General features: G+C 58.9%; 9 protein-coding genes and 1 tRNA gene. 6 read left to right on the top strand and 4 right to left on the bottom strand.

Annotated elements, in window-relative coordinates; all coding sequences use genetic code 11:
* Positions 1-1,611: TonB-dependent receptor plug domain-containing protein (locus C0V97_RS15630; protein ID WP_233582217.1), on the bottom strand; the 1,611-nt coding region annotated here is incomplete at its 3' end.
* Between the two features lie 274 nt (positions 1,612-1,885).
* Here C0V97_RS15630 and C0V97_RS15625 point away from each other — a divergent pair.
* Together C0V97_RS15625 and C0V97_RS15620 are read left to right on the top strand one after the other, a co-directional pair.
* The gene (locus C0V97_RS15625) at positions 1,886-3,085 is read left to right on the top strand and encodes a phosphatidylinositol-specific phospholipase C1-like protein (protein WP_127103285.1); all 1,200 of its coding nucleotides are present in this window, start codon (positions 1,886-1,888) and stop codon (positions 3,083-3,085) included.
* Positions 3,086-3,265: 180 nt separating this feature from the next.
* Positions 3,266-3,342 (top strand) — tRNA-Asp (locus C0V97_RS15620).
* A gap of 115 nt (positions 3,343-3,457) precedes the next feature.
* On the opposite strand, the gene C0V97_RS15615 is transcribed toward C0V97_RS15620, so the two are convergent.
* Both C0V97_RS15615 and C0V97_RS15610 read right to left on the bottom strand, forming a co-directional pair.
* Positions 3,458-4,222, bottom strand: coding sequence for an ABC transporter ATP-binding protein (locus C0V97_RS15615; protein ID WP_127103284.1), 765 nt, complete (start codon positions 4,220-4,222; stop codon positions 3,458-3,460).
* A gap of 2 nt (positions 4,223-4,224) precedes the next feature.
* A complete protein-coding gene (locus C0V97_RS15610; RefSeq protein ID WP_127103283.1) occupies positions 4,225-5,073 on the bottom strand; it encodes an ABC transporter permease in 849 nt (282 codons plus the stop codon).
* A 181-nt stretch (positions 5,074-5,254) separates the two neighbouring features.
* On the opposite strand from C0V97_RS15610, the gene C0V97_RS18835 reads away from it, so the two are divergent.
* Positions 5,255-5,380: a hypothetical protein gene (locus C0V97_RS18835; RefSeq protein ID WP_255424187.1), complete on the top strand. Its 126-nt coding sequence runs from the start codon at positions 5,255-5,257 to the stop codon at positions 5,378-5,380.
* Positions 5,381-5,386: 6 nt separating this feature from the next.
* Here the strand turns inward: C0V97_RS18835 and C0V97_RS15605 are convergent, their stop codons facing one another.
* On the bottom strand, positions 5,387-6,376 hold the full coding sequence (locus C0V97_RS15605) for an MBL fold metallo-hydrolase (RefSeq protein WP_127103282.1): 990 nt from the start codon (positions 6,374-6,376) through the stop codon (positions 5,387-5,389).
* Between the two features lie 208 nt (positions 6,377-6,584).
* On the opposite strand from C0V97_RS15605, the gene C0V97_RS15600 reads away from it, so the two are divergent.
* The 3 genes from C0V97_RS15600 to C0V97_RS15590 form a co-directional block, all read left to right on the top strand.
* Positions 6,585-7,565, top strand: a complete 981-nt coding sequence (locus C0V97_RS15600) for an aspartyl protease family protein (RefSeq protein ID WP_127103281.1) — start codon at positions 6,585-6,587, stop codon at positions 7,563-7,565.
* A gap of 69 nt (positions 7,566-7,634) precedes the next feature.
* The gene (gene queE, locus C0V97_RS15595) at positions 7,635-8,276 is read left to right on the top strand and encodes a 7-carboxy-7-deazaguanine synthase (protein WP_127103280.1); all 642 of its coding nucleotides are present in this window, start codon (positions 7,635-7,637) and stop codon (positions 8,274-8,276) included.
* The coding region (locus C0V97_RS15590; protein WP_199751941.1) for a 7-cyano-7-deazaguanine synthase at positions 8,276-8,443 on the top strand (168 nt) is incomplete at its 3' end. The genes queE and C0V97_RS15590, both read left to right, overlap by 1 nt.

The following is an 8,443-nucleotide window of genomic DNA, read 5'->3' as shown; positions in this document are numbered from 1 at the left end:
GGCCGGAACATAGGCGGAGTAGCCAGCGGGCAGACGATAGGATGTCGTCGCATTCAGATAGAGTTGATCCTTGCGCGTGATCTGATAACTGGCCAGAAATTGCGGCGTCGGAATGAAGTTATTGGGGGACACCTTATAGGGAGACGCTCCTGGTACATTCTGCGAGGTCATGCGTGAGACCATGGTGGCCTTGAACCCAGCGTCAAAATTCAGGCGATCAGCCAGGAAGCTGAGCTTGTCGTCAAACCCGAGTGCGTTGAGCTGCTGCGTCTGGTTGATGTCATAACCCGTGAGCAGACGCCCATTCGCCGTGAGCGGGTCTTTCCACGTCACCGAGCCATCATCACCCACCGCGAAGCGATCCTGACGCTCTTGATGATCGGCGTAGGAATAGAAGTAAAAAAAGGTGAGCGTGTTGTGTCGCGTCTTCCAGTCGAGAGACGCAGTCACACCCGAACTGCGCTGCTCCCAGGGGTGAACGCTCTGCACCAGAAGCGTACGGTTCTGACCCTGATAGCCATCCAGATAGTCGTAGCGCTGTGTGCCGATATAGCCATTGGCCGTCGGTACCGCCATGCCGTAATTATTCGGCCCCATCTGGCTGATCCCGTAGAGGGTGACATGCAGGAACCAGTGACCGCCAAGACGAAAATCATTGCGGATCGTGCCGAAGGCGACGTTGGTGAAGCGCTCATTGAGCTTGTAATAGGTATAGCTGCCGGGCGTGTAGGGCGCCGTGTAATTGAAGCCCGTTCCGTATTGTTGCCATTGTGCGAGATTGGGATAGCGATAAATGGTCTGTCGGCCCTGATTATAGCCGAAAATCACGTCACTCACATTCCCCTTCGACCAGCGTTTTTCCAGATTGGCGTCGACATGATATCGCGCGACATCGCCGGGGCCACGCCAGAGATTGGCCGAGGAATGGGAGAAGGAAGCATAGGCCCGGACATCACTATGCCCGATTTCGCCCGTATCAAGACGCAGGAATTCCTTTTGCAGGCTATGCGTACCACCCCCTAGAGAGAGCGTGCCGCCTGCCTTGTCGGAAGGGCGCAGCGCTTTCATGCTCACCTGAGCACCATCGGCATTATAAAGAGGCGCTGTCAGATCGACCGAACCTTGCGTCACGCTGATCGAGGCGAGGTTTTCGTTATCGACCATCGCCGCATTCCAGGGCGCGTAGCTGAAGACATCTGCGGCCGGAATACCCTCGAACACGAAGCCGATCTGCGTCTGGTCCAGTCCCCGGATATGCAGGGTTTCAGACTGGGTGCTCAACGGCGATTCATTCCCTGCCTGCACGCCGGGCAGGCTTGCAATCAGGCTGGTCGGGCTCAGCGTTGGGGCCTGCCTGGCAATATAGTCCTGCGTCACTTCGCTTGTCGCCCGAGGGCTGGTCTGGGTCTTCATCAACCCGCCGCCTATAACCCTGCGTTTCTCGCGAATACTGATCCGCTCGAGACGTTTCTCACGCGCCACAGGGGCGCTGATGGATTTTCGCGGGGCAACCATATGGTCGTTTCTGGCGGCCACTGCCGGGAATTCCCCCAAAAGCGCGAGGGCAGGAATCAGAAGAGAAAGCCCGCTTCTTATCGTCGATTGCTTCAACTGAACAACTCCGTCATCGCCGCATTCCCTGCGATGGCTTTCGCGAAGCTTTCTGACTCTCAGCGAGCCATAAGAGGCGGACCATCCCTGTCGAGCGGTGTTCGCGCGCTTTTACACAGGCACAGCGACGCAGGTTGTGATTGATCCGTGGATTATTTGTTTCGCGTTCAATTCAATCGGGTGAACTATTTATGAATCATGGATTTCGTCTGGTGAATTCCAGATGGATGTTCTTTGATCCGGCCCATTACTCAAGCCCTTTCAGGATTGCGCGATGAAACTTCAAAGCCTGTTCACCATGACCTCGCTGGCAGGACTCATATTCCTTTCCCTGCCCCATGCGCGTGCTCAGAATGCGGCCATGGATGACAGCGTGCATCTCAACCAGATTCAGGTGATCGGCACACACAACTCCTATCGGCGCGACATCTCACCGGTAACGCTGCAATGGCTCACCAAGCTGTCGCCCCAGGCAGCCATCGCGCTTGATTATCACCATGACACGCTGACGGCACAGCTCGATCACGGGGTACGCCAGCTCGAGATCGATATCTACGCCGACACCCAGGGCGGGCGCTACGCCCACCCCAAGGGACCGGAATGGGAGCGTAAGGCAGGTCTTACCCCCGATGCCGACCCCACAGCTCCCGAAGCCATGCAGGGTACGGATTTCAAGGTGATGCATATCGTCGATATCGATCAGAGGTCGAGCTGCCAGCCTCTCAGATCCTGTCTGGAGCAGGTCAAGGCATGGTCCGACGCGCATCCGGGCCATGTACCGGTTTTCATCGATCTCGAGACCAAGCAGGATATTCCGTTTGGTGGCGGAAAAATCGATTTTACCAAGCCTGAAGTCTTCACACCTGCCACCTATGACCGCCTCGATGCGGAACTGGTTGCCGTCTTCGGTCGCGCAGCGCTGATCACACCGGACGATGTGCGTGGCAATGCTCCGACTCTCGATGACGGGGTGCGCAGCCATGGCTGGCCCAGCCTCGCCCAGGCCCGAGGCAAGATCGTGTTCGTGTTCGACCGGCCGCATGATACGGCGCGCTACGTCAAGGGCCATCCTGCCCTGCGCAATCGAATCGTGTTTACCAATGCCCGCCCGGGCGATCCGGATTGTGGATTTACGGAAGTCAATGAGGGCTTTATCGGCGCCAAGGGAAATGGCAGCGATGCTGTAGACAACAAGGCCGCTGCGACCACGATTCCGGCACTGGTGAAACGCGGCTATCTGGTACGGACACGGGCCGATGCAAATACGATCGAGGCAAGGCAGAATGCGCTTGATCGCCGGGACGTCGCGTTCGAATCCGGCGCCCATCTGATCAGCACGGATTACCCGGCTTTCGAACCTGCCCCATGGCACGGTTACTCGGTCGGCTTCGGCAAGGGGCTCGTCGCCCGATGTAACCCGATCAACGCCCCGGCTTCTTGTCGCGATATGCTTCTGGAGCCCTCCCACACCTGAATTACAAGCTGGGCCCCGTCGTGCGGAAGAGCGGGCGCGAAGGGAGTCCGGCAAGAAAAATGAAAAAAAACAGCACCGCCCTGTTGCCAAAGGTGAGGGAGACTGGTAGTTCCCCCTTCACCGAAGACGAGGACGTTACGACCTTCTCCGAAGCGGTTGCTGAAGCAGAAAATGCTTCATGCGGGTGTAGCTCAGTTGGTTAGAGCGCCGGCCTGTCACGCCGGAGGTCGCGGGTTCGAGCCCCGTCACTCGCGCCATTTTATTCCGAGAAAAATATAACCGTCGCATGTCGTCACCTCTGGTGGCGTTTTTTGCTGGCCTCCCGGAAGCGCGCTCTCCTTTGAGGGAAAGAGCGCTCCCTTGTGGCGCCCCTCACCCCGCCAGATAGGCGTCGAGCACGATATCGGTAGGGCCATCCATACGAATCCTGCCGTTATCAAGCCAGATCAGGCGCGTGCACCACCGGCGCATGATATCGGGCTGATGTGAGGACATGATCAGCGCATCCGATTCCTGCACCAGAGCCTCGATACGCGCCTTGGCCTTGGCGAGAAAGGTGATATCGCCCGCCATGAACCATTCATCCATCAGCAACACATCGGGCGTGATTGCGGTCGCGAGGCCGAAGGCCAGTCGCACGAGCATGCCGCTGCTATAAGTCTTGACTGGCATGGCAATGAAATCACCAAGCTCGGCAAATTCGGCAACATTTTCGAGAATACGGGCCGTACCGGCCTTGCCCATCCCATGAAACAGACAACGCAGGCGGACATTCTCGATGCCCGTCAACTCCATGTTCATCCCAAGCTGGGTGTCGAGCAGCGTGCCAATCGAGCCCCGTATGCGCACACGCCCTGATACGGGCTCATATATACCAGCCAGAGCGCGCAACAGCGTGGTCTTGCCCGCACCGTTCCCCCCGACCAGTCCGAGCCTTTCGCCACTCTCGAGTGAAAAGCTGATATCACGCAACACATCCACGGTGACGCGATGACGCGAATCCTCGACAAGGGCGCTCCCCGCACGATGGCTGGAACGTGTCGCGAGCGTCCTGGCCATGGAGCGTTTGAGCGTGCGATTCTCGGCGTGATAGACCGGAAAATGAAGACAGAGGCGATCGACGGAAACTCTGGTCATGATCAAACCCAATAAGCGATACGGGCGCGGAAACGGGCAAAGACAAGCATCGCGAAGACGATGAGGACTGCACTATGAGCAAGTGCCGCCTCCCAGATCAGCAGGGCGGGCATTTCGCCCAGCAACGGCGCCCGGACGATGGCCAGAAGCGGATAGAACGGATTGATCAGCATCCATCCGGCCAGCGTTCCAACCAGTTCGGGACGCCAGATGATGGGCGTGACAAAGAAGAACACCTGAAGCAGGGACATGACGATAGGCGGAATATCGCGAAACCGGGCGCCCAGCAGGCCGAGGCAGAGCAGGATCGCAACGCTGTCCACGATCCACAGCGCAAGGGCGGGCAGCACCGTCCAGAGATGATGCGGCACGACATGGAAGATGGCGAAAACCGCGATCACCACCACCGCATTATGCGCAAGGACGAGCAGATTGCGGGTGATTGCCTGAAGCGCAAAGAGGCTGAACGGCATGCGGGCGGACTGGATGAGACGGGACTCATTGGCAAAGACCGTGGTGCTCTCGCCGATGAGGGTCGAGATATATCCCCAGAGCACCAGCGATAGGGCTAGAAAAGGCAGATAATCCTTGATCACCATATTGAAAAGCTCGGCATAGAGAACGCCGAGCGCAGCGACCATGACCGCCGTGGAAATGGTGAGCCAGAACGGGCCGAGCATCGAGCCTCGGTAGCGCATCTTGATGTCGAGCCAGCCCAGGGTAAGCGCGAGTGGCAAGAGCCGTATTCCGACCGAGAGATCGGCCAGGGCGGCCTTGAAACGCCCGATCCCCACATGTGGATACAGATCGAGAACCCCGTCTCGGCTGCTTCTCCTGGCGTGGCTTGTCATCCTGCTTCTCGCTCTTCGCTTGATCTTGGCCAAAGCTCTAGCCTGTCGAGCACGCCCCTCCAAGAGCCCCCGGCTCAGGGGAACCGTTCAGCACGCAAAAAACATCCTCGGACCGATCGATGGATTTGACGCAGGCATTGCGTGTAGAGTGCGCGCCCCGACGGCAGGCTGGAAAGCACAAATGAACGGCGCCGATTACTTCATGCTTGTGTTCGTATCCGGAGGCTACGCGATCGGTCCGCTTTTTGCCGCTCTGCTGGTGCACAAGATATCACGGTCCAGTCTCTTCGATCCCCCGGAGAAGTAGTGGCTCTCAGGGCCGCCAGACAGCCCCCTGTCGGGCAATGGTGAACGCATACCCTTCGTCATTACCGGCGCGCAGCTCTTCCCCGATGAGCGCCTCAGCGCTCTTGCCCTCGCTCAGACGCGGCTTGATATGTGCGACGAGTATGGGAAAGCCGCGCATCGACACCCCGGCGCTGGCGCGCAATGCGACAAGTTCTGCCAATAGCCAGCGTGGTGTCAGATGACCATAGAGCTGCGTATCGGGCCGGGAATTGTCGTAGGAGCATTCAATGATGATCCCGCGCAGCCTGTGGGTGCGGATGAGAGGCGCCACATGCGACCACAGGGCTTCGAGCCTGTGCCCTGCCTCGAGCGCGTCAGGGCCGGTATCACCCAGATAGAGCAGAGCATCCTGGCCTGAATGGAGCAGGAAGGCCGTCGATTCCACGCCCCCATGGCTCAAGGGGTAGGCCTCGACACTCAGAGCGGTATGGGCCAGAGCCATGGACTGGCCGGGTATCAGATCATGATAATGGAGCAACCCCAGTGCCGGCTTGACCCCGCGATCGCCCAGATTGGGCCAGACACGATGATTGAACAGATCCTCCTGCAGGACAGCGTTCACAGAAGGCAAGGCATAGAGCGGCTTACCCGGATCATCCGGCGAGATGGCCACGAGCCCAGCGACATGGTCGAGATGGGCATGGCTGAGCAGATAGCCCTGGATCACCTGATGGACGATTCGGCCCGAGCGGGCATAGCCTAGCGTGCCCGCCCCGGCAATGGACACGAAAGCGTGGGCCTGATCGGCTTTGTCCACGCCATTCAGAACCGTACCAGCGTCAAGGAGCACGCCCGTTTGCGCTCCCTCCTCGCGCAGGAGATAGGCACTGAGATTTCCGTCATCGAGCCCGCCATGCGCGCCCAGAATGGTCACATCGAAAGCCTTCGCCATGGCCGGAGAGGACGCCGCCAATCCAAGAGCCAGCAAACCGGTCAACAGCCAGGAAGATTTCATTCGGGTAATCACGGGGTCTCTCCTCCTGCTGGGCGCAATCCATGCTGCCAACGGGCGTATCGGCAACCTTCTCCAAGGGCAAGACGTGCCCTTGCCCGGTCAGTGTATTTGCCCGCATGCTGGTACCTCCGTGTCTGATATGCTTGGCGTTTTTTGTCACGGGCAGACGATCATCCGGCAATCATGCTGACAGACAGGAAGGTGTACTATGCCCCGGTCCCCTATTCTGCGCCCTCGACGACCTGCCTTACTGGTGATCGCGATGGCCGCGCTCGGTCTTATTGCCGGCTGCGACACCCCGTCTCCCGATAAGGGGTGCGAGATCGGCACGATCGGCCGGATGCCTCTTTATTCCCTGCATAACGTTCCCGTGGTCAGGGCCAGCCTGAATCACCACCCTGTCCTGTTCGAGGTCGATACGGGCGCCTTCAACAGCGTATTGAGCGACCGCTATATCGACATGCTGGGTCTCACACTCGCGTCGGGCTATGTCCGGGTGACGGGTGCCAAAGGGACTGAATTCCAGAACGTGACGCAGGTAGACGATATCGGCTTAGGGGGGGCCACGAATACCAATCACGGTTTTGCGGTCACATCCTCTGTCTTCGCCACCCTCCGTCCACCGCTTCCCCCCCTTGTCGGGTTGCTGGGGGCAGAGATTCTCCTGGCCAGCGATCTCGTGATGGACATGCCCCATCACGAGATGCAGCTTCTGGACATGAGACGCTGCCCCTTGCCTGCACCGCTCTGGAAAGGCCCCCTTCATCGCGTGGGGATTACCAGCGATCTCGACACGATGAAAATTGGGCTGACCATCTCCATCGATGGGAGCAAGCCGATCAAGGCAGTACTGGATACAGGGGCCTCCCGGACAATCCTGCCCCTGCGTTTTGCACGCAGGCTGGGTGTGACGGATGCCATGCTCGCGCAGGATCGTTCCGATACGCAGTTCAAGGCCATTGGCAGTGACAAGGTCACGGCCTGGCATCATCGTTTCAAATCCCTGACCTTGGGCGATTTCACGATTTACGATCCGGAAGTCTTCATCCTCAGTAGCGATGACCTCGATTACGCCCTCTTCGGCGCAGATTTCCTCAAAGAGCATCGTCTCTGGGTCACCACCAGAGGGGAGATGTATGTCCAGCATATCTCGGAAATACCGAAGGAGACGCCGACATTGCCGCAGTAGAGCACCGGAGACGCGAAAATTTGGTATTTTTCGCTTGCATCGGGCGCAGTGCTCGCCGACATCCGAGGCATGTCTTACGCCGTGAAGGAAATTTTCGCGACACTTCAGGGGGAGGGTGCCCATGCCGGGCGCGCCTCCGTCTTTTGTCGCTTTGCCGGATGCAACCTGTGGTCCGGGCGCGAGGAGGACCGCCACAGAGCGGCCTGCCAGTTCTGCGACACCGATTTCGTAGGGACCGATGGCATTGGAGGGGGACGCTTTGCCGATGCCGCCGCCCTGACTGCAAGGCTGCTCGCCTGCTGGAAAGAGCAGGCTGGTGAGGCTGCGGGACGCTATGTCGTCTTCACTGGGGGCGAGCCCCTGTTACAGATTGATCCTCCCCTGATAACCGCCATGCATGAGGCAGGTTTCGAGATCGCTATCGAGAGCAACGGCACGATCGCGGTGCCGGAGGGAATCGACTGGATCTGCGTCAGCCCGAAGCCACAGAGCAGGCTGATTCAGTGTCGCGGTCAGGAACTGAAACTGGTCTATCCGCAGGAAGCCCTGCCACCGGCGCTGTTTGAGAGCTGGGATTTTGATCATTTCTGGCTGCAACCGATGGATGGGCCGGATCGTATCGCCAATACCGAGAAAGCGGTCGCCTATTGTCTGTCGCATCCGCGCTGGCGCCTGTCGCTGCAAACCCACAAGCTGATCGGGATCCCCTGATGCCCTCCGATGATACGGCGATCGTCCTGTTTTCCGGCGGTCAGGACTCTGCAACCTGTCTGGCCTGGGCCCTGAACCGCTATGCCCATGTCGAAACACTGGGCTTCGCCTATGGGCAGCGACACGCGATCGAACTCGAATGCCGAGAAACCCTGCGTCGCGCCATG

This window comes from Asaia sp. W19 (assembly GCF_003994335.1).
In the GTDB taxonomy this organism is placed as follows: Bacteria; Pseudomonadota; Alphaproteobacteria; order Acetobacterales; family Acetobacteraceae; genus Asaia.
Note: the sequence above shows the minus strand (reverse complement) of the source record. Positions and strands in the feature narration are given on the sequence as shown.

Excerpts from the sequence above, each read along its gene's own strand:
- C0V97_RS15610 (WP_127103283.1), bottom strand. The coding sequence starts at position 5,073 with ATGACAAGCCACGCCAGGAGAAGCAGCCGAGACGGGGTTCTCGATCTG.
- C0V97_RS15600 (WP_127103281.1), top strand. The coding sequence starts at position 6,585 with ATGCCCCGGTCCCCTATTCTGCGCCCTCGACGACCTGCCTTACTGGTG.
- C0V97_RS15605 (WP_127103282.1), bottom strand. The coding sequence starts at position 6,376 with ATGAAATCTTCCTGGCTGTTGACCGGTTTGCTGGCTCTTGGATTGGCG.
- C0V97_RS15625 (WP_127103285.1), top strand. The coding sequence starts at position 1,886 with ATGAAACTTCAAAGCCTGTTCACCATGACCTCGCTGGCAGGACTCATA.
- C0V97_RS18835 (WP_255424187.1), top strand. The coding sequence starts at position 5,255 with ATGAACGGCGCCGATTACTTCATGCTTGTGTTCGTATCCGGAGGCTAC.
- queE (WP_127103280.1), top strand. The coding sequence starts at position 7,635 with ATGTCTTACGCCGTGAAGGAAATTTTCGCGACACTTCAGGGGGAGGGT.
- C0V97_RS15615 (WP_127103284.1), bottom strand. The coding sequence starts at position 4,222 with ATGACCAGAGTTTCCGTCGATCGCCTCTGTCTTCATTTTCCGGTCTAT.